This window comes from Thiomicrospira sp. WB1 (assembly GCF_001507535.1).
Lineage (GTDB): Bacteria > Pseudomonadota > Gammaproteobacteria > Thiomicrospirales > Thiomicrospiraceae > Hydrogenovibrio.
In genome coordinates, this window is the sequence record NZ_LQBN01000001.1 from 705,986 (window position 1) to 725,385 (window position 19,400).

Annotated in this window: 17 protein-coding genes; 10 read left to right on the forward strand and 7 right to left on the reverse strand. The window is 54.0% G+C overall.

Annotation, left to right across the window (positions count from 1 at the left end):
- Positions 1 to 6: 6 nt before the first annotated feature.
- The 9 genes from AVO41_RS03105 (at position 7) to AVO41_RS03145 (ending at position 13,371) form a co-directional block, all read left to right on the forward strand.
- Positions 7 to 2,250: a hybrid sensor histidine kinase/response regulator gene (locus AVO41_RS03105; RefSeq protein ID WP_068582385.1), complete on the forward strand. Its 2,244-nt coding sequence runs from the start codon at positions 7 to 9 to the stop codon at positions 2,248 to 2,250.
- A 113-nt stretch (positions 2,251 to 2,363) separates the two neighbouring features.
- Positions 2,364 to 2,975 carry an excisionase family DNA-binding protein gene (locus AVO41_RS03110; protein WP_068582388.1) on the forward strand — a complete coding sequence of 204 codons (612 nt, stop codon included), beginning with the start codon at positions 2,364 to 2,366 and terminating at the stop codon, positions 2,973 to 2,975.
- A gap of 227 nt (positions 2,976 to 3,202) precedes the next feature.
- Positions 3,203 to 3,484 (forward strand): hypothetical protein, encoded by a 282-nt coding sequence (locus tag AVO41_RS03115; RefSeq protein ID WP_068582391.1) that lies wholly within the window; start codon positions 3,203 to 3,205, stop codon positions 3,482 to 3,484.
- A 182-nt stretch (positions 3,485 to 3,666) separates the two neighbouring features.
- Entirely contained in the window at positions 3,667 to 5,148 is a 1,482-nt protein-coding gene (locus AVO41_RS03120; protein ID WP_068582394.1) for a GAF domain-containing protein, read from the forward strand.
- Between the two features lie 177 nt (positions 5,149 to 5,325).
- Entirely contained in the window at positions 5,326 to 8,187 is a 2,862-nt protein-coding gene (locus tag AVO41_RS03125; RefSeq protein WP_068582398.1) for a CheR family methyltransferase, read from the forward strand.
- On the forward strand, positions 8,180 to 10,369 hold the full coding sequence (locus AVO41_RS03130) for a bifunctional diguanylate cyclase/phosphodiesterase (RefSeq protein WP_068582401.1): 2,190 nt from the start codon (positions 8,180 to 8,182) through the stop codon (positions 10,367 to 10,369). Before AVO41_RS03125 ends, AVO41_RS03130 begins: the two co-directional genes overlap by 8 nt.
- A 54-nt stretch (positions 10,370 to 10,423) precedes the next feature.
- Positions 10,424 to 10,810 (forward strand): glycine cleavage system protein GcvH, encoded by a 387-nt coding sequence (gene gcvH, locus AVO41_RS03135; protein WP_068582403.1) that lies wholly within the window; start codon positions 10,424 to 10,426, stop codon positions 10,808 to 10,810.
- A 129-nt stretch (positions 10,811 to 10,939) separates the two neighbouring features.
- Positions 10,940 to 12,148, forward strand: a complete 1,209-nt coding sequence (locus tag AVO41_RS03140) for a class I SAM-dependent rRNA methyltransferase (RefSeq protein ID WP_068582405.1) — start codon at positions 10,940 to 10,942, stop codon at positions 12,146 to 12,148.
- Positions 12,149 to 12,159: 11 nt separating this feature from the next.
- On the forward strand, positions 12,160 to 13,371 hold the full coding sequence (locus tag AVO41_RS03145) for a hypothetical protein (RefSeq protein WP_068582408.1): 1,212 nt from the start codon (positions 12,160 to 12,162) through the stop codon (positions 13,369 to 13,371).
- 10 nt (positions 13,372 to 13,381) lie between these two features.
- Here the strand turns inward: AVO41_RS03145 and lysA are convergent, their stop codons facing one another.
- Together lysA and AVO41_RS10945 are read right to left on the reverse strand one after the other, a co-directional pair.
- Positions 13,382 to 14,650, reverse strand: a complete 1,269-nt coding sequence (gene lysA, locus AVO41_RS03150) for a diaminopimelate decarboxylase (RefSeq protein WP_068582410.1) — start codon at positions 14,648 to 14,650, stop codon at positions 13,382 to 13,384.
- Entirely contained in the window at positions 14,647 to 14,856 is a 210-nt protein-coding gene (locus AVO41_RS10945) for a lipoprotein (RefSeq protein WP_082676471.1), read from the reverse strand. Before AVO41_RS10945 ends, lysA begins: the two co-directional genes overlap by 4 nt.
- 21 nt (positions 14,857 to 14,877) lie before the next feature.
- Between AVO41_RS10945 and AVO41_RS03155 the strand changes: the two genes are divergently transcribed.
- The gene (locus AVO41_RS03155; RefSeq protein WP_068582414.1) at positions 14,878 to 15,558 is read left to right on the forward strand and encodes an alpha/beta hydrolase; all 681 of its coding nucleotides are present in this window, start codon (positions 14,878 to 14,880) and stop codon (positions 15,556 to 15,558) included.
- Here AVO41_RS03155 and AVO41_RS03160 read toward each other — a convergent pair.
- The 5 genes from AVO41_RS03160 to AVO41_RS03180 are packed head-to-tail and all read right to left on the reverse strand — an operon-like array spanning position 15,555 to position 19,310.
- Complete coding sequence (locus AVO41_RS03160; RefSeq protein ID WP_068582417.1) at positions 15,555 to 15,962, reverse strand: hypothetical protein; 408 nt, start codon at positions 15,960 to 15,962, stop codon at positions 15,555 to 15,557. The two genes, AVO41_RS03155 and AVO41_RS03160, sit on opposite strands and share 4 nt — an antisense overlap.
- Before the next feature lie 21 nt (positions 15,963 to 15,983).
- On the reverse strand, positions 15,984 to 16,928 hold the full coding sequence (locus AVO41_RS03165; protein WP_068582421.1) for a PilZ domain-containing protein: 945 nt from the start codon (positions 16,926 to 16,928) through the stop codon (positions 15,984 to 15,986).
- Between the two features lie 15 nt (positions 16,929 to 16,943).
- Positions 16,944 to 17,558: a methionine biosynthesis protein MetW gene (gene metW / locus AVO41_RS03170; RefSeq protein ID WP_068582424.1), complete on the reverse strand. Its 615-nt coding sequence runs from the start codon at positions 17,556 to 17,558 to the stop codon at positions 16,944 to 16,946.
- Positions 17,555 to 18,700 (reverse strand): homoserine O-acetyltransferase, encoded by a 1,146-nt coding sequence (locus AVO41_RS03175; RefSeq protein WP_068582427.1) that lies wholly within the window; start codon positions 18,698 to 18,700, stop codon positions 17,555 to 17,557. Before AVO41_RS03175 ends, metW begins: the two co-directional genes overlap by 4 nt.
- Positions 18,701 to 18,731: 31 nt before the next feature.
- Positions 18,732 to 19,310 carry a YggT family protein gene (locus AVO41_RS03180; RefSeq protein WP_068582429.1) on the reverse strand — a complete coding sequence of 193 codons (579 nt, stop codon included), beginning with the start codon at positions 19,308 to 19,310 and terminating at the stop codon, positions 18,732 to 18,734.
- Positions 19,311 to 19,400 lie beyond the last annotated feature (90 nt).

Genomic DNA, 19,400 nt, shown 5'->3' on the forward strand with positions numbered 1-19,400 from the left:
TGTTGCATGTCGTTTCGCTATAAGTTTTTATTGACGTTCATTCTGGCCGAAGTGCTGTTTGTCACCGCAATTGTGTGGCTCAATTTTTCTGCCTTGAAGGAAACGTCCCGGCAACTGGTGGCGGACCAGCTTACCTCTTCGGGGGCCATGATGGCCGAGTCGGCCAAAGTGCCGCTGCTGGTCAAGGACTTGGCCACTCTCGATAATGCGCTCGAGACCTTTATCAGTCAGAAAAACATTGTGGCGGCCGGTGTCTGGGATGAAGACGGGCAGCCTTTGTCTATGAAGGGCGATCAAACATTATTGACCGAGGTTTCCAATTGGGCAGGGATTTCTGGACTGCAGTCGGCCGAATCCTCCTGGCAGACACTGTCTTCGGCTTCATTAAACCTGCCCGCTGACGGGCGGATCGGTCACCGGGCCGAAGTGACGATAGGAATGGACCATTTGGGCGAAGTGCGCTTTGTGTATGATGCGTCTTCTGTGATGGCCATCACGCAACGCAACCGGACCTGGACATTGAGCGTGTTTGCGTTGGAAATGGTTTTGGCAACGATTGCGGCGCTCTGGCTGGGATGGCGCATCACACGCTCCTTGCGAACGCTGTCCGGTGCGGCGATGAAGATTACGCATCATCACGCCTTGAAAGAAAGCGATTTTCCGACGGGCAACGATGAAATCGGCCAGCTTTCCAAAGCCATGCAGACGATGGCCCATCAGATTGATGACCGCACCGATAAACTCAAACAGGCCCGCAAGCGGGCGGAAGCGGCCAATCGGGTCAAATCAGAATTCATTGCCAATATGAGCCATGAAATTCGTACCCCTCTCAATGGCATACTGGGGCTCAGTCAACTGCCGACCGAATCGGCGTCAGCGCAAGAGCTGGCTCAGCGCTTGAGCAGAGTCAACCATTCCGGAGAACTGTTACGAAGCATCATCAACGACATTCTGGATTTTGCCAAAATGGAGGCGGGTAAGATGCAGGTCTCGCCCACGTCTGTTGATCTGCGTGCCTTCATGCAGGCGTTGCTTGACATGTTTGAGCCGCTGGCCGCGGAAAAAGGCCTGGCGCTGAACCTGGTACTGGCTGAGGATTTGCCGGATTGCGTCATGCTGGACTCGTTGCGTCTGCAACAGGTGCTGAACAATCTGGTTAATAATGCGTTGAAATTCACGCATGAGGGGACCGTGACCGTGACGGTGTCGCAGCGCGATGCCTCCGATCACCAGGCCTGGTTATTGTTTGAGGTGGCGGACACAGGCATTGGCATGAATGCGCAACAGCAGGCCCGCTTGTTTCAGGCATTCAGCCAGGCCGACTCCGGTATTACCCGCCAATATGGCGGGACAGGTTTGGGGTTGGTGATCAGTGAAAAGCTGGTCCGATTGATGGGGGGCGAGCACATCGACCTTGCCAGTCAGCCAGAGCAAGGCACGTGTTTTTCGTTTGCGTTGCCTTGTCAGACCTGTGTGGAACCGCCTGATACGCATCAGGCCGAGGAAAGCGCCGATTCTTCCTCTCTGGCGGCATCGGATGCAGCGGTCACACCGCTGGAAGGGAACATCCTGCTGGTGGAGGACAATCCGGTGAATCAGGAGGTGGCCAAAGCCATGCTGAAAGCACTTGGCTTGGTGCCCGAAACCGTCGATGGCGGCGAGCAGGCAGTGACGGCGTGTCGCAACCAGTCGTTCGACCTGATTTTAATGGATATTCAGATGCCGGGCATGGATGGGTATGAAGCCACACGGCGCATTCGTGAGCTGGATGCTCAGGTCCCGATTATTGCGTTGACCGCTGCCGCCTTGATTGAAGATAAGGATAAAGCGTTAAACGCCGGTATGAATGATCACCTGGCCAAGCCCATTGATTTTCCGGTGCTGGCGCGAACCCTGACTCGTTATCTGACGCAGTCGGTGGCAGAGCAAAGACCCGGTTTGGTTGTGTGGGCACCACAGCCTGAAAGAATCAAGCCCTGGCTGCCGGCATTGAAGCGTTTGGTCCGGGTGCACTGGGCTCCGGAGGCGAACACGGTTGCCAAGAGGCTGGCGAACCCCGGTGACATCGCTTGGGTGGCCGTGGATTCCGATGTTTCGCTTGAAGAGGCTCAGTCCCTGAAAGCCCGTTACCCGCAAGCCGACTGGGTGATGTTGGTCGCCAGTGACGCGGATCTGGCAGACAGTGAAATCGAAGGGTGGCCGCTATGGACGCCGGATAGGCTGGTCAATCGGTTGCAATCAAACCAGTGAAGCATTTTCTGATCCACTTAAATAACCTGAATGGCTCTTTTTTGTGCTTTATATGTCAGTTAATTAATTCTAATAAATGCTCCATGGCATTTTGACCAATTGGACAAACCATTATGAACAATTCAATCGAAACCAATGTGGAAGAATTTATGACCACCACAAAAGCCTGTGAGCTGTTGGGGGTCTCCAAAACCATTATCAAGCGCATGGTTGACCGGGGCGAAATTGAAGCCTGGCGAACCACGGGCGGTCACCGGCGATTAAGTCGGGCATCGGTGATGGCGCATTTACAGCGAATCAAAGGGGCGACGCAAACGACCCGGTCGGCCGAGAAAGGGCCAGTTCGCGTGATGGTGTTGGATGATGACCGCATCACGCAATCGATCCTGGTGGATTATCTGCATCAGCGTTTTCCCGAGGTGGATGTTGTGCAGGCACTGGATGGCTACGAAGGCTTGATCAAAGCGGGGCAGGGGGCGTTCGACTTGATTTTTGTGGATCTGCACATGCCTAAAATGGATGGGTACGCGGCCATTGATGCCATTCAATCGCTTGAGAGCAGCCGAACCACCAATATTGTGGTGATCACCGCCGACCAGCCAGAGCAGGTGGATATGGAACGTCTGGGCAAACATCGGGTCGTGCTGACAAAGCCTTTACCGCTGGATGTCATTGGTCAATTTATTTGTTATGAAAAAGCCCTGAAAGATGCGCGTGTTTTCTAATCATCCATGTCAATTTTAACTGTGATAAAAATGTACCATGCTTAAAAAGCATTGATTTTGACGGTTGAAGTTATTAAGATTGATTCGTTTTAAAAATGATCATTTTTTTGGCATGAATCAACCGCATGACAGGCCTAAAATAGACCATTCTGATGTGTGTTAATTGGACACAGGCTTTCTGTCGTGCAAACAATGCCTTTCTGACACGATTTTAAAAAAGGATTCACATGAAAAAAGCATTGGAAAAATGGATGCAACAAAATCCAGAAAAATCCATGAGCCGCGGTCGAAAAAGTCGGTTCACCGAGTTTGAAACGGAACTGGTTGAGTTGTTGAAGGCGGGCTACACCACTCAGAAGGTAGCGCAATACCTGAATGAAGTGGAGAAAGTACCGTTCAAGAAGAAGGATGGCAAGTTTGTGGTCGCGGCATTGTCCAATTACTTGCGGGATCTGTCGGAGAAACATGGCATCGTGCGCAAACGCGGACGAGCGGCCATTTCCAGCTAAAGCAGCGCCTGACCGAATCCTAAATTTCGGTTTGCACAAAGCCTCTTGGGTGGCCCCTCTATGGGTTTGCCTTAAGAGGCTTTTTTATTTCTATGCTTTGCGTATTTTGTTGTGCTTTTTACTTCGTACCCCTTTTGTATAATACATTCAATTAATCGGTTTATTAACTTGATGAGGGGTGTGTGAGTAGAGAAATCCACGTACATCCGTGTGAACGAGAGCGTCTGCCCTGGTCGGGGCAGATCCAGCCTTTTGGTGCCCTGATTGGTGTGGACAAAACCACACTCACAATAACGCATGCCAGTGCCAACACCGAGACGGTTCTGAATCGTCGTGCGCAAAGTTTGTTCGGTGAGCCGGTGGCCACACTGTCTAATCAGCTGGCGCTGATTCTGGAAGAAATGGCTTTTGAGCCTGAGGACCAGGTGTTCGAGCGTAAGGTGGCCCTTCAAGGCCTTCCCTGCTGGTTACGTATCAGCCAGGATGCGCACCATTACGTGATCGACATTCAGCGACTTGATTCCGAATCTGACCTGGGCCGCATGTCGCCGGAACTGTGCGATCAGCTCGCCTATTCACCGGATAGCGCAGAGCAGGCGCAACGTTTGTTTGATTCCATGGTCAAACTGATCAAACAAATGACGGGCTATGACCGGGTGATGCTGTATCAGTTTCAACCTGACTGGAGTGGGCAGGTCGTGGCCGAAGCCAAAAACGAGGGGTTGGGCAGTTACCTGGATTTGCGTTACCCTGCGTCCGATATTCCAAAAATTGCGCGGGATTTGTATGTGAAAAATTCCTCGCGCACGATTTGCGATGCGCAGATGGAAGCCGTACCGATTTTGTCCGCCACCCAGCAACCGATTGATCTGACCTATTCCGACACCCGCAGTGTCTCGCCCGTGCATTTGCAGTATCTACAGAACATGGGCGTGGCCGCGTCGTTTTCATTGCCGGTTGTGATTCATCAATCTTTGTGGGGCTTGATTGCCTGCCATCATTATCAGCCCAAAGCGCTTTCGCCTCAAACCAAGACGGAAGCGATCAAGCAGGTTGACCGTTTCCGGCGTGCACTGCACGGGTATCTGGCCAAACGCAAAATGCAGCATTATGATCAGCGAGAAGCCGTGCTCAGTCGGCTGGCGGGTCGCTTGCGGCGCGCACGTGATCAGGAAGCACTGTTGGCGCACTCCGAAATGGATGTGCTGGGCCTGATCAATGCGCAGGGCTTTGCCTGGATGGACGACACGCACTGCCATGCGACCGGGGAACTTCCGCCGGAAAAGGCGCTGCGAGCATTGGATCAGTGGTTTCAGGCCCAGTCGGACCGGGATGTTTTTATGACCGACAGCCTGAAGCGTGATGACTTGCCAGGTGCCGACACGGACGGGGTTGCCGGCGTGCTGGTGGTCAAAGTCTGGAAACAGGGGCAGTGGCAACGTTGCTACTGGTTCAAACGTGAAGTCATTCGTGATCTGGTCTGGGCAGGCAATCCGGACAAACCGGTGATGGAGGACGCACAAGCCGCGACCCTCTCGCCCCGGCGCTCGTTCGATCAGTGGGTGGAAACCCGTCGCGGACACAGCGAACCCTTCGAAGATTTTGATGCGTTGACCGCCCGTCGCTTCATTCATGTGATGACCGATGTGTTGAATGAGAGCTAATTTCGGGCATTGTGAAACCTTGGTTTGACTTGCCTTGTATTTGTGTCAAACTGATGTATAGGGCTTGAATAGGTTGTAATGAGGCTGTGTCCGTTGGCAAGATCAAGGATGCCGCGCTCATCGTCGTTTTTAAATGAAATAATCGTGCCGTTTTGCTGCGGTCTGTGAAAGGATGTTATGAACAAACAACCCTACTGGCTATTCCTGGGCGCTTCGGCCGGAGGCCTGGAAGCGCTCAAACAGTTTCTGCTGCATTTTCGCGGCTATGACCGCTGTTGTCTGGTCATTGCCCAACATCTTGACCCCAAGCATCCGACCATTCTCAAAGATTTGCTGGAGCGAGTGACAGAAACCCCGATTCAGATGGTGGACGATTCCGTTGAACCTCAGACGGGACGCATCTACATCATCGCGCCGGGCTACAACGCGCAGGTGCGGGGCACACGCATTGAATTGACGCCCGCGGCGGAAGTGGGTCCCAAACCCTCGATTGATGTGCTGCTGCATTCTGCGGCGGAGGCGTTGCAGGAACGTGCTGTGGCCGGTATTTTGTCCGGAACCGGTTCCGATGGGGCCCGGGGCGCCATGGCGATCAAATCCAATAATGGGCTGGTGTTTGCGCAGAGTGAGTCGTCATCCAAATATGCGGGCATGCCCATGGCCGCAGTGGAAGCCGGAGCGGTGGACAAAACCGGTTCGCCCGAAGAACTGGCGGCTGACATTGCGGCGTTTCTTGAAACCGGCCACAAAGAATACCAGGCCGTCACCCCGGCACCTCAGACCGATCTGGAAAAAATCTTTCAGCGTATCTATGACGTGACCGGTCACGATTTCAGTGGCTACAAGCTGAAAACCATCCGTCGCCGTCTGGCTCGACGCATGGCGGTGAATCAGTTGAGTTCAATCAAAGAGTATGTGTCGCTGTTGCTGGACTCCGACGAAGAAACCCAGCATCTTTTCAAAGACATGATGATTTCGGTGACCGCATTTTTCCGGGACCGGGAAGCGTTTGACGCTCTGGAAACCTTGCTGGAAACCACCATTGCCAACCAGGAAGGGGAGCGGCCCTGGCGCATTTGGGTGCCGGGCTGCGCCAACGGCGAAGAGCCTTATTCCATCGCGATTCTCATGCACCGAATCAAGACTCGCCTCAACCGCGACATCGACTACCAGATTTTTGCCTCGGACATTGATGAATACGCCTTGTCGCAGGCACGCAAAGGGGTGTTCTCCGAGGCTCAAGTGATCGATATGGATCCCGAGATTCTGGAAAACTATTTTGTCCGCCGTGATCGCACCTATCAAGTCTCCAAAAAAGTGCGGGATCGGGTGGTGTTCGCTCGCCAGAATCTGATTATGGAGCCGCCGTTTTCGCGTCTGGATCTGATCAGCTGTCGCAATCTGATGATTTATTTTTCTTCGGAGCTACAACGTCAGGTGCTGCAGACGTTTCATTTTGCGCTGAACCCAAACGGATTACTGTTTATGGGCAAGTCCGAATCGGCTTCCAGTACCGCGCCGGAACTGTTCGAAACGCTGGATAAAAAAGCGCAGCTTTATCAGCGCAAAGCCACCAATCTGTCTCAACGTTCAGATCGGGTGCAAAGTGCCAATGCCATCAAGCGCCAAGAGCGTCCCTCGATGGTACTGGAGGCCGGCGACGACAACGACAAACAATCCATTGCCCATAAACTGGAACAGACACTGTTGAAAGAAATGGTGCCAGTGGCGATCGTGGTGGACAAGTCCGGCCAGATCCTGCATATCCGTGGCGATGTGAACCGCTATCTGAATTTTCCGCAGGGCCGAATTGACACTAATATGCTGACGCTGGCCCGGGATGACATCAAGGTGGATTTGCGCGCCCTGATGGAACGGGCCAAAAAAGCAGGCGAGGCGACCTCGCAGGCGCTGTTTTACAAGGAGTCGGGTCAGGACATGGCGTTGTTCCTGTCGATCCGGCGCATGCATTTTTCCGAATCGCATAACAATCTGTACGTGGTGGCGTTTATTCCCACCGAGTTGACCTTGCCTTTTGTGGACCCGGGCAAGGGCAATATGAACGAGGAAAACGCCACCAAGGAGACATTGCGCAAAGAAGTGGCGCTGTTCAAAGAGCGCCTGCAAGCCTCGGTGGAAGACCTGGAAACCACCAATGAGGAGTTGCAGTCCACCAACGAAGAATTGCAATCGTCCAACGAAGAATTGCAATCGTCCAACGAAGAATTGCAGACGGCCAACGAGGAATTGCAGTCCACCAATGAAGAATTGTCCACCGTCAACGAGGAGCTTGAGGTCAAGACCCATGAGCTCGAACAGGTCAACACCGATCTGCAGAGCATGCTGGAGAACATGAGCGAACACATTCTCCTGCTGGATAGCCGATTGCGTCTGCTGCGTTTTACCCGACCCGCGGGGGAAATTTTTTCGCTGGATTCGTCCCACCTGCATCAGACGGTGACCACGCTGGGGCTGGAGTTGGATGTGCCAAATCTGCGCCAGGAGCTGTTGAGTGTGTTGGAACACGACCAAGTCAATCAGTTGCGGGTGCGCATCAGTGGCGACATCTTTAACTTAAGGTTGGTGCCGCACCAGTCACCCGAGCGGGGAACCAAAGGCATTCTGATGTTCTTTGAGCGCCCGGAAAATGTCGTAACTGGTCAAGGCGATGTGTTGGAGCAACTGATTTATTCTCTGGGCTCGCAGTTGCGCTGCGGGCTGGTGGTGATTGACCAGAATGGAGTGATGATATACGCCAATGATGAGGTTTTGCGGTATCTGGGGTATGACTGGCACGAAATGCGCATGCAGAATGTGAAAATGTTGATGCCCGATCCTTATCGCAGTCATCATGACAGCTATCTCGAAGATTATCAAAAAGGAACTTCCAAAGGCCTAATGGGCCAGTGGCGGGATGTGACCGCCCAACAGAAAGACGGCAGACGCCGTCTGATGAAGCTCAAGACCGAAGAGATACGACTGCACAACGAGCGTCATTATCTGGGCTATCTGCAACCGGTGGAGAACGTTGATGAATGATTCGCGCCGTGATCGCTGGGTGTTGAACGACATCGAAGCCTTTCGCGATGAAAACGCGCGTCTGATTGATGCGCTCAATGCCTGCGAAAGTGAGCGCGGCCTGTTGGGGCAACAGGTCAGTGAGTTGGAAAACGAGTTTGCGTTGGTCGAGCGAGAGCATCAGGCATCGCTTCACAATTCGGATTTGTACCAGAAGATGTTTGATATCTCTCCGGTGCCAAAGCTGCTATTGACGCCGAATATGGATATGATGGTGGCCAACCCGGCGGCCAATAACTTTTTGCAGGCCAGCGACAACGAACCGGTGAAATCCTTTCGTCGTTATTTGCAAAAAGAGGACAGCGTCGCGTTCATCAAGGCGTTTCGTCAGTGGCAATCGGGTGGCCGCTTTCCTCCGGAGCAGGTGTTCACCCTCAAAACCGGCCAGTCGTTCACAATCGAGATCGAATTACTCGATAATGTATTTGCCAGTACCCAGCCGCCGGTCTTTATGGTGTTGTATCCGGTGGACTTTACCCGAATCACCGATCAGAGCATGCGCCTGTCTCAGCTGGCGTTGCAGCAGTTGCGGGAAGCGGTGATGATCACCGACAGCCGCAGTCGCATCATCAGTGTCAATCAGGCATTCAGTGAAATCACCGGCTACGAATCGTCTGAGGTGTTGGGTCAAACCCCGGCGGTGTTAAAGTCAGGGCGCCAATCCGATCATTTCTACCATGAAATGTGGCAGCACCTGCAAGCCCACGGCTGGTGGCACGGTGAAATCTGGAACAAGCGAAAGAGCGGGGACATTTTTCCAGAGTGGCTGCAGATCACCAAAATCTGGGACAGTTATTCCAACCAGACGTACTATGTGGCGACCTTTTCCGATATTTCGCCGCGGCTGGAAACTCAGAAGCGGCTGGACCGACTGGCGTTCTTTGACAGTTTGACCAACCTGCCCAACCGCCATTCCCTGCAAAATCATCTGGATAACCTGCTGCTTCGCAAGCGCCAGCAGGAATCGGAAAAACCCTTTGCCATCCTTTTTCTGGACCTGGACAAGTTCAAAGAGGTCAACGATGCCTACGGACACAGTGAAGGCGATCGTGTTCTGATTGAAGCGACGCAGCGCATCACCGTCAATCTCAAAGACAACGATTATGCGGCGCGCATCGGCGGTGATGAGTTTGTGATGCTGATCACCGATCTGGAAGCCGTGGATGTGCCGTCCTTGTGCCAGCGTTTGATTGCGGATTTATCCGCGCCGTTCAACATCGGGTCACGCCAGCATTTTTTGAGTGCCTCGATTGGCATTGCCTGCTATCCGGATCACGGCTACGAAGCCGAGGATTTGTTGCGTCGGGCCGATGCGGCCATGTATGGGGCCAAAACGCTGGGGCGCAACCGTTATCATTGGTTTGACATGGCGCTGGAAGAAAAAACCGCCTTGAATCATGGCACTTTGCAGATCCTGCGTGAGGCGATTGAAAAGCCGCTGGAGCGCATCGAGATGCATTACCAGCCTTTGTATGACCCAAATGGCCAGTGGCAGGAGGCGGAAGCCCTGATTCGATTGAAACAGGGCGACGAGCTGATGTACCCGGGCAGTTTTATTGAACTGGCCGAGCACCACGCTCTGATTCAGCCGTTGGGATTGGCACTTTTTGAGCGCATCTGCGCCGATCTGGCGGAACAGGCATTGCCTGACTCGGTACGGGTGACGGTGAATCTGTCGGTGATGCAGTTCTCGGAAGAAGATTTGATCGAACAGCTGGAAAAACGTTGTCAGCGTCATGGCATTCGACTGGACCGGTTTAATTTCGAAGTCACCGAAACCGCGGCCATGGAAAATCTGTCACTGGTGGAAAAAGGGCTGGTGGCGTTGCGCCAGAAACATTGTCGAGTCTTGCTGGATGATTTTGGCACCGGCTATGCGTCGCTTTCGATGTTGCGTACGCTCCCGGTCGACATCCTTAAAATTGACAAAAGCTTTGTCGATGACATCGGCCATTCGCGCGTGGACAATGGGTTAATCATTGCCATGATTTCCATGGCGCGGGCACTGGGGTTGAAGGTCGTGTGCGAGGGCGTGGAGACGCGACAGCAGGCGGACTGGTTGACCGCGCAAGGGGTGGACTATCTGCAGGGCTTTTATTTCAAGCGTCCGCAGCCGCTGGCCGGTCTGATGGCGACAATTTGACCAGGCCTGGTCAGAATTTGGTATCATCCCGGATTATTGTATGCAGGAGGCCGCATGAGTCCGTTACCCGAACATTTGAAATACGCTGAATCCCATGAATGGGTGTACCTGGATCAGGACGGTGTGGCCGTGGTCGGCATCACCGACTTTGCCCAGGGCTCTCTGGGGGACCTGATGGACGTTTCTATGCCGGAAATCGGCGCACAGGTGGCGCAGGGCGATGATGTGATGGCGCTGGAGTCGGTCAAAGCGGCGTCCGATATTTTTGCCCCTTTGAGTGGGGAAATCGTCGAGGTCAACGACGCGCTGGAAGACGAACCGGAATTGATCAACGACGAGCCGTATGACAGCGGCTGGTTGTTCAAGCTGGCGCCGAGTGACACCGAAGAAATGAATGATTTGATGGACGCGCCAGAGTATGAGCGTATGATTGAGCAATAGATCGGCTCACAAGCGCCGGATGAATGGCGCTCGAACAGGAATGGTCGCGCCCCGAGCTTCGGGGCGTTTTTGGTTATGGACCGGAATCCGTCTGCCATGATCTGAGGCGAACACGAATAAGGAAACACAATGACGAACAAAACTCTGCCGGAACTGGTGCTCAAAAAGCGTGAAGAAAAACGCCTGAAACAGGGACACCTTTGGGTCTACAGCAATGAGGTGGACACACAGAAAAGTCCGTTGAAGGCGTTTGAAGCCGGACAACTGGTGAGAGTTGTGTCCGATCAGGGTAAGCCTTTGGGCACGGCCTACATCAACCCGAATCAGTTGATTTGCGCCCGCCTGTTGACGCGTCAGAACAAAGTGGTGATCAACGAAACCTTTTTCAAAAAACGCTTTCAGGCAGCGCAGGCTCTGCGGGACATGGTTTATGATCAGCCGTATTACCGTTTGGTGTTTGGCGAGTCAGATTTTTTACCAGGCCTGGTGGTGGATCGGTTTGGCGATGCCCTGGTGGTGCAGATCACCACCGCGGGCATGGAGGCGTTAAAACCGATGGTGATGCAGGTATTGGAGAACCTGTATCACCCGCGAGTGATGCTGTTTCGCAACGACTTGCCGGTTCGGGAGCAGGAAGGGTTGTCGCTGGAAAACGATTGGGCGCCGGGTTCTGAACAGCCGGAGACGGTGCCCATGGTGGAAAATGGCGCAACGTTTGAGGTGCCGATTGTGGCGGGGCAGAAAACCGGATGGTTTTATGACCACCGCAGCGCCCGCGCCCAACTGCAGCAATGGGCCAAGGGCAAGCGGGTGCTGGATGTGTTCAGCTATGCCGGTGCCTGGGGCATTGAGGCGGCGGTGGCTGGCGCCAGTGACGTGACCTGCGTCGATGCCTCGGCCAAAGCGCTGGATTGGGTGGACCGTCATGGTGAACTCAATGGCGTGGCAGATCGTCTGACCGGGATTGAGGGCAATGCGTTCGACGCGTTAAAATCCCTGGCCGCAGAAGGGCACAAATACGACGTGGTGGTGATCGATCCGCCGGCTTTCATTAAGCGCAAAAAAGATCTAAAAGAGGGCACACGCGCCTATCAACGCTTGAATGAGCTTGCGATTCGTCTGGTCGAACCCGGAGGGTTGCTGGTGTCGGCCAGTTGCTCTTATCATTTGTCGGCGCAGGCGTTGTTAACATTGGCGCAGCAGGCGGCCCGACAGCACGACCGTCAGCTCCAGCTGCTCTCGCCGGGGCATCAGAGTCCTGACCACCCGGTGCATCCGGCGATTCAGGAAACCGATTACCTTAAAAGCTTCTTTTTCCGTGTGACCGCAACCGTGTAAAGGCTGTTTTCATGTCCCTGACGCCCACTTATCAGCATTCATCCGGTCATAACGCCAGTCAGATCACCCCGTTGGAACGACATCTGGCCCGGCAGACCTATTGGGACGCACCCACGCAGACGCTCCTGATTGACGGGCGCGGTTGGCTCAAAGACCAGCCTGGTGTGGTGGATGGCGTGATTACCGTGCCTGGCTGGGATGCCATGATGCTTTCCAGAGAACCGATTCCCCGTTATCCGGCACAGATGCATGTGTTGGCCTGGCCCGATCATGGCGCGCTCAAAGCCTGGCGTAAGCCGATTCCCAACTGGGTCTGGCAAAGTTGCGCCATGTTTCCCACGCATCAGTTGCGCCTGTTGCATTTTGTGGGGCGCTATCCTCAATTGTTGGAATTGCTGGATCACAGTCCGGTGTTGGCCTGGCAGCTGGTCAGTGCCGAGTTGGGTGAGGCCGATGTGGTGGCTTTGCTTCAGGGCAAACAGACCGACTTGATGGCTGAGCTCGGTTGGCCCGGTAAGCGCGAGGCTTTGGCGTTTCTGCGCAAGCTGCGTTTGCGCTTCGTGAACGATGAACTGGCCGACAGTGTGGCCACCTGTTTGTTGGATGAATCCCGTCTGGATGCGCTGCAGGCATTGCCCCGGGTGAACTCCATGGCACTGGCGCTGGCGGCTCGGTTTCCGCAATGGATCGGGACGCGCTTGCATGTGAGTCTGGCGCAGCAACCCTGTCGGCCCATGCAGTGTCAGAGTCTGCTGGCATTGCTCCAGGATACGAACGACTTGATGAATGCCCTGGATTTGCCTGAGTCAGAGCGCGCGCGCGTCACGCAATGTCGCTATCTCGTGGAAGTGGAACAGTTATATCAGCGCTGGGCCGATTTACCGACTCTGTCAGCGTCCGAATTTGATCGGACATTGGACGATTTGGCACTGAGCGAGCGCCCACGCCTTTTGTCCGAGCAAGCCGATTGGGACCGATTGAGCCGTTTGCAACGCCATGCCTGGTGGGTGGATTGGGCGCGCGCGGAACAAGGACAGGTGCAACTTTATGCGTTTGCGGAATCAGGGCAGGTGCAAGCCGCGCTGGTGGATGCGACCAAGCGCCTGTCGGCGCCGGAAGCGGCTCTGATTACATTGCGCGGGCTGGACAACGCCTTGCCCGAGGCCCAGGCCTGGTCAAAATGGCATCTCTGGCTGGTGGGTCAATCCCCAACTCAGGCCTGAGCACGGCCGATTACGGCAGGCAGCGCTCGGTCCCCATCAATTCTTCGTAGGTCTCGCGCGGGCGAATCACGTGCGCCTGGTCGCCATCGACCATGATTTCCACGGCGCGTGGCCGCGTGTTGTAATTGGAACTCATGGTAAACCCATAGGCACCGGCCGACATCACCGCCAGATAGTCATTGGCTTTGAGAGTCAAGTCGCGCTCTTTGCCTAGAAAATCGCCGGTTTCACAGACCGGGCCCACCAGATCCCATTTTGCCTTAAGGCCATCCTGGTGCTCAATCACCGGCAAGATGGCCTGCCAGGCTTCGTAGAGAGCCGGACGAATCAGGTCGTTCATGGCGGCATCAATGATGGCGAAGTTTTTGTGTTCGGTGGGCTTGAGATAGGTGACCTGGGTCATCAATGCGCCCGCATTGCCGGCAATGGCGCGGCCCGGTTCAATCAGGACTTCGCATTCCGGGTCATTGAGGGTGCGCAGCAGCGCATCAATGTAGGTGCTGACTTCCGGGGGCTGTTCGTCGTGGTAATGAATGCCCAGACCGCCGCCCAGATCCAGGTGATGAATGGCAATGCCTTGATCGGCCAGATGCGTTTTCAGTGCCAGCACTCGCTCCAGTGCGTCCACAAACGGCGCGATTTCGGTCAATTGAGAGCCGATGTGGCAGTCGATGCCGGTGACGTTAATGTGAGACATTTCTGCGGCGCGGGCATAAAGGGCGGGCGCTTCGTTGATGTCGACGCCGAATTTGTTGTCCTTGAGACCGGTGGAGATGTAAGGATGGGTTTTGGCGTCGACATCCGGGTTGACGCGAATGGAGACGGGCGCGATCTGATCCATTTCCCGAGCCACCATCTGCAGGCGTTCCAGTTCGCTGTGGGACTCGATGTTAAAGCAACGGATGCCGACCTCAAGCGCGCGCGCCATTTCGACGCCGGTTTTGGCCACGCCGGAAAACACGGTTTTCTTTGGGTCGCCTCCGGCCTTCAACACCCGTTCCAGTTCACCCTGTGAGACGATGTCAAACCCGGAACCCAGCCGGGCCAGAAGATTGAGCACCGCAAGGTTGGAGTTGGCTTTGACCGCGTAGCAAACCAGATGCGGCTGGTGGCCAAAGGCCCGGTCAAAACGTTGCCAGTTTTCCGTGAGGGCGCGCTTGGAGTAAACGTACAGCGGGGTGCCGTATTGGTCGGCAAGCGAGGCCAGATCCACCTGTTCGGCATGAAGACGTTGGTTCTGGTAGGTAAAGGCTTCGAAGGCAGTCGGTTGAACGCTCATGGGGCTCCTGTCGGCGTTTGTGAAGCGGTTTGCTCGGCGGCGGTGTTTGCGCTATGCTCATCCGGCGGTGGCTGTAAGGGCCCTTTTCGGCCGCAGCCACTTAAGCTAAACATCAGAATCAGGGCAATGGACAAAGCTTTCATGGGCCATCCCGCTTGGGTTTCAGTCAAAGCGGCTATTTTATCGAAAACGAACCGGGTTCGCATTCAAGATTTGTGAGGAAGCGCATGCAAAAACAGGAAACCGAAAACGCACTGATTATGGCACCGGAAACCAAGCCCAGGGCCTGTGTGATCTGGCTGCATGGACTGGGAGCCGACGGCTATGACTTTGAAGGCGTGTTGCCGCATCTGTCGTTGCCGAAGACTCATGGTGTCCGCTTTGTGTTTCCTCATGCGCCGGTGCAGCCGGTGACGGTGAATCTGGGCGATTCCATGCGTGCCTGGTATGACATTCGTTCCATGGACTTGATGAGCGAAGTCGACTGGCAGGGCATTGACCAAAGTGTGGGACGCATACAGCGTTTGATTGAGGCACAGAGGCAAGAAGGCATTGGCACTGAGCGCATTGTTCTGGCTGGATTTTCACAAGGCGGCGTGATCGCACTGGAGACGGCCATGCGCTTGCAAACACCGCTTGCCGGGATCATGGGGTTGTCGACCTATTGGCCTGAAGCGGGGCCGCAAGAGCGCACTCAATCGTTGAATCAGCCCAGAGGGACGCCGGTGTTTTTGGCGCACGGGCAAATGGACCCGATTTGTGCCGTATCACTGTATGATGCAGCCCGTCAACGTCTGTCTGAAGCGGGCTTTGACGTTGAAGCGCACACTTATCCCATGCAACATGAAATCTGCGCTGAGGAGATCGGCCACATCGGGGAGTTTATAAAGAGGACGCTGCTCGACTAGGCGCTTTTTTGCCATTGGCGCTGAATGCGTTGGGCATGTTGTAACCATTCGGCCATGTAAGGCGTTTCTTTTTTGGTGAACTCAATGAGCTGTGATATTGAGGCATGAGGTTGATGTAAGCAGTAGCTAGCGATCTCTATTAGGATTTTGAGGTGCTGGTGCTGCATGCCTGGATTGATTTCAAAGTAAGTGACCTTTGTTAAAATCACAGCTTCCAGTAGTTCTTGCCACTGTGTTGGGTCTAGTTCATAGCGCTGTTCAATGCTCGAGGTCGGACCGTCTAAAAGCATATCAAGCATTTGCCGAAGACGATAGTCACGAAGTAGCTCCATAGCAGCTGGGCGTAAATTTTGAGATAAAGCATCCAAAAAGTTGGCTTCTATGGTGTGGTTAAGTCCAGGCATACTGACTGAGTCCGTACAACATCAAATGAGGGTTAAGTCTAAGCACTCGTCCAGCTCAAACTCTTGAATAGCACTCTGAAGAGAATTTTGGGTTTCACCGTCAGGTAAGTCAAAGTTAATGGCAACACGCTCTATTCCTTTATCAGGCATGCTGCGTGTGTTGACAATGGAGCCATCAAAACGCAATTTTTGTCTTTTTTGCTCAAAATACAATAAAACGTCAACCTTTTCAAATGGTTTGAAGCTTTGTTGCAAGGGCACGGCAATGCCGCTGGCACTGAGATTTACGGTTTTTTCGGGCCAGTGTTCGGGGGCGTTGAGACGGATGTGGTCGTCATTGAGTTGCCGATAGGCTTCCAGATGCAAGCGCATATACTGCCCCAGGTGATAAATGGCCTGAACCAGGGGGATTTTACTGTATTTTTCATCGGCGAACAGTTCGAGCATCCGTGCCATGGGCAGCGGGTCTGGCAGATGGGCATTGGCTTCAAAATGTTTGGCGTCGGAATGCTGAAGTGTGTTGAGCATGGATTGATAAAAAACGCTGAAGCTCTGTTCAATTTTTTGAAAGTAGGCGTGGGTTTTGGGCGCATCGGGTAACAGGCGATTCAGGCTCTCAAAGCCATGCCACTGTTTTTGCAGTCTTAACCAATATTTGGAGTGCTGTTTGGGGTTGATGCCCTGGGCCATGAGGTCGGCCACTTCACCCAAAAACTCAACCTCGTCAATGATTTCATGAAAAATAGCTTTCAGCGGTTCTTTTTTGTCCTGAATGTGTTCAACCCATTTGAGCAGAGCGTTTTTTTCCTGGTCCAGCTGTTGGCGCAAGGCGGGAGGGTAATAGTGACTGCCATTGGCATAGATTTCCGGGTCTTTCACGGGGGAGGCCGGTTGTACAAAGACCTTGACGGGCATGTCAATGCGAAAAAAACGTCGGGCATTGCCTTTCTGAAACCAGCGGTTCACGAGGTGCTCCTTGAATTATCCGGGTTTGCGTTGGACCTGATACAGTGCAATTTCTCCCAGCCAGTTGGGGGCGAACCGCATGGCGAACGTGGGTTGGTGCTTGCTGTTGACGACAGTACGGGCCACCACTTCAATGTCTTTTTCCTCACAGAGGTTTTCAAAATCCGAGAAGGTACAAAGATGGATGTTGGGCGTGTTGTACCAGGGGTTGGGCAGGCTGGTGTTCTGGGGCATTTTGCCGCCGAAAAACAACTGTGCGCGGTTGCGCCAGTGGGCAAAGTTGGGAAAGGTGATGATGCCTTGTTTGCCCACGCTGAGCATCTCGTCCAGCATCCGATCCGGGCGGCTGACCACTTGCAGGGCCTGGGTCATGATCACAAAATCAAACGAGTCCTGGTCAAAATAGTGACAGATGTCATGGCTGTTGAGGTTGCTCTGGATCACATTAATGCCCCGCTCAACGGCGGCGATGACTTTGGCGGGGTCCAGCTCCATGCCATAGCCGGTGGTCTGACGGGTTTGTTGTAGATGGGTCAGTAAGCGGCCATCACCACAGCCCAGATCAAGGACGCGGGCACCGGGGTTAATCCAGTTGGCAATCAGTTGAAATTCAGGGCTGAGTTCGCTCATGAGGCTGCCCCTTCGTGTTCGGCGGCGATACGCTGCATGTAGGCACGAAACACCCCTTCGTAATGCTCATTGGGCAAGAGAAAGGCATCGTGCCCATGCTTTGACTCAATTTCAGCATAGGTTACATCGGCATCGTTGTCCAACAGCGCTTTGACGATTTCCTGCGAGCGTTTGGGAGAAAAGCGCCAGTCGGAAGTGAAGGCAATCACCAGAAATTTTGCGGTGGCTTGCGCCAATGCTTTGGCCAGACTGTTGTCGTAATCGGCGGCCGGATCAAAGTAGTCCAGTGCCTTGGTCATTAACAAATAGGTATTGGCATCGAAATTTTGCTTGGTGGCAAATTTTTCACCCTGATAGCGCAGGTAGCTTTCCACCTGAAACTCAACATCGAAATTGTATTTCAGTTTGCCTTCTCGCAGTTCCCGACCGAATTTAGATCCCATCATGTCATCGGATAAATAGGTCAGGTGGCCGAGCATGCGTGCCAGCGCCAGTCCCCGTTTCGGCGTGGTGCCCGCTTCGATGAAACGCCCATGATGAAAATCGGGATCCGTCATGATGGCCCGACGAGCGACTTCATTGAAGGCAATGTTTTGAGCCGATAACTTGGGTGCGGCGGCAATCACGACAGCGTGGCGCAGTCGCTCGGGATAGTCCATGGCCCACTGCATGACCTGCATGCCGCCCATGGACCCGCCAATCACGGCAGCCCACACATCAATGCCCAGGTGCTCGCGCAACACGTTTTGACTGTTGACCCAGTCTTTGCAGGTGACGATCGGAAAATCGGGGCCAAACACCTGGCCGGTTTCCGGGTTGGTGCTGGTCGGGCCAGTGGAGCCGTGGCAACCGCCCAGATTGTTGGAACAGACCACAAAAAACTGATTGGTGTCGATGGGTTTGCCTGGGCCAATGTATTGATCCCACCAGCCCTGGGATTTTTCTTCTTCGTAATGACCGGCGACGTGATGGTTGCCGCTGAGCGCATGACAGATCAAGACTGCGTTGCTGGCATCGGCGTTGAGTTGACCATAGGTTTCATAGGTGAGGTCATACTGGGACAAGCGTGCACCACACACCATTTCCAGTGGCGTGGTGACTGACAGGGTTTGGGGCGTGACGAGACCTATGGATTGTGACATGCGATTATCTTAACGGATACGGGCCAACAAATCATGCCGAGAGTGCCAACTGCGTGCCGATCTGGGCGATGCTGCCCACCACGACAATTTGTGTAAGCTTGATCACCAGAATGGCGACAATCGGTGACAAGTCCAAGCCGCCCATTGGCGGTACAAATCGCTGAAAGGGCGCCAGAATAGGCTGGGTCAATTGCTCGAAAATGGCGGTATTGGGGTTGTAGCCCTGTGACACCCAACTGAGAATGACTTGAATGATGATCAGCCAGAACATCATGTCCAGCAACTGGTTCATCACTTCGGTGATCGAAGAGATCACAATCACGCTTAGGCCAAAATTTTTGCCAGCCAGATAGCCAATCAACACCACTGTGAGCGCCTGGATGATCAGGGCGGTGACAATGGCCGGCCAGTCCCAGCGATTGGGGCGGGGCAGAAGTTTGTTGGCCGGGGCGCAAAGCGGGTTGGTGACTTTGGCGATGAAGTGCACGACCGGGTTGTGCCAGTCAACGCGGGTGGCGCGCATCAAAAAGCGCAACATCAGGGCAAAAATAACCAGGCCTGCGATAAACTGGATCAGAAACAGACCCCCTTGTCCGATTGGCGAATGCATGATGCGTCCTTTCTATTAAATGGCTTGGGTCAGGTCGGAGAACCGCTCCGTGGTTGCGGCGTTTTCCAATGACACAAGGCGTTTGGGTTC

Coding starts and splice junctions, on each gene's coding strand:
- AVO41_RS03105 (WP_068582385.1), top strand. CDS start 7: ATGTCGTTTCGCTATAAGTTTTTATTGACGTTCATTCTGGCCGAAGTG.
- AVO41_RS03110 (WP_068582388.1), top strand. CDS start 2,364: ATGAACAATTCAATCGAAACCAATGTGGAAGAATTTATGACCACCACA.
- AVO41_RS03115 (WP_068582391.1), top strand. CDS start 3,203: ATGAAAAAAGCATTGGAAAAATGGATGCAACAAAATCCAGAAAAATCC.
- AVO41_RS03125 (WP_068582398.1), top strand. CDS start 5,326: ATGAACAAACAACCCTACTGGCTATTCCTGGGCGCTTCGGCCGGAGGC.
- AVO41_RS03130 (WP_068582401.1), top strand. CDS start 8,180: ATGAATGATTCGCGCCGTGATCGCTGGGTGTTGAACGACATCGAAGCC.
- gcvH (WP_068582403.1), top strand. CDS start 10,424: ATGAGTCCGTTACCCGAACATTTGAAATACGCTGAATCCCATGAATGG.
- AVO41_RS03140 (WP_068582405.1), top strand. CDS start 10,940: ATGACGAACAAAACTCTGCCGGAACTGGTGCTCAAAAAGCGTGAAGAA.
- AVO41_RS03145 (WP_068582408.1), top strand. CDS start 12,160: ATGTCCCTGACGCCCACTTATCAGCATTCATCCGGTCATAACGCCAGT.
- lysA (WP_068582410.1), bottom strand. CDS start 14,650: ATGAGCGTTCAACCGACTGCCTTCGAAGCCTTTACCTACCAGAACCAA.
- AVO41_RS10945 (WP_082676471.1), bottom strand. CDS start 14,856: ATGCGAACCCGGTTCGTTTTCGATAAAATAGCCGCTTTGACTGAAACC.
- AVO41_RS03155 (WP_068582414.1), top strand. CDS start 14,878: ATGCAAAAACAGGAAACCGAAAACGCACTGATTATGGCACCGGAAACC.
- AVO41_RS03160 (WP_068582417.1), bottom strand. CDS start 15,962: ATGCCTGGACTTAACCACACCATAGAAGCCAACTTTTTGGATGCTTTA.
- metW (WP_068582424.1), bottom strand. CDS start 17,558: ATGAGCGAACTCAGCCCTGAATTTCAACTGATTGCCAACTGGATTAAC.
- AVO41_RS03175 (WP_068582427.1), bottom strand. CDS start 18,700: ATGTCACAATCCATAGGTCTCGTCACGCCCCAAACCCTGTCAGTCACC.
- AVO41_RS03180 (WP_068582429.1), bottom strand. CDS start 19,310: ATGCATTCGCCAATCGGACAAGGGGGTCTGTTTCTGATCCAGTTTATC.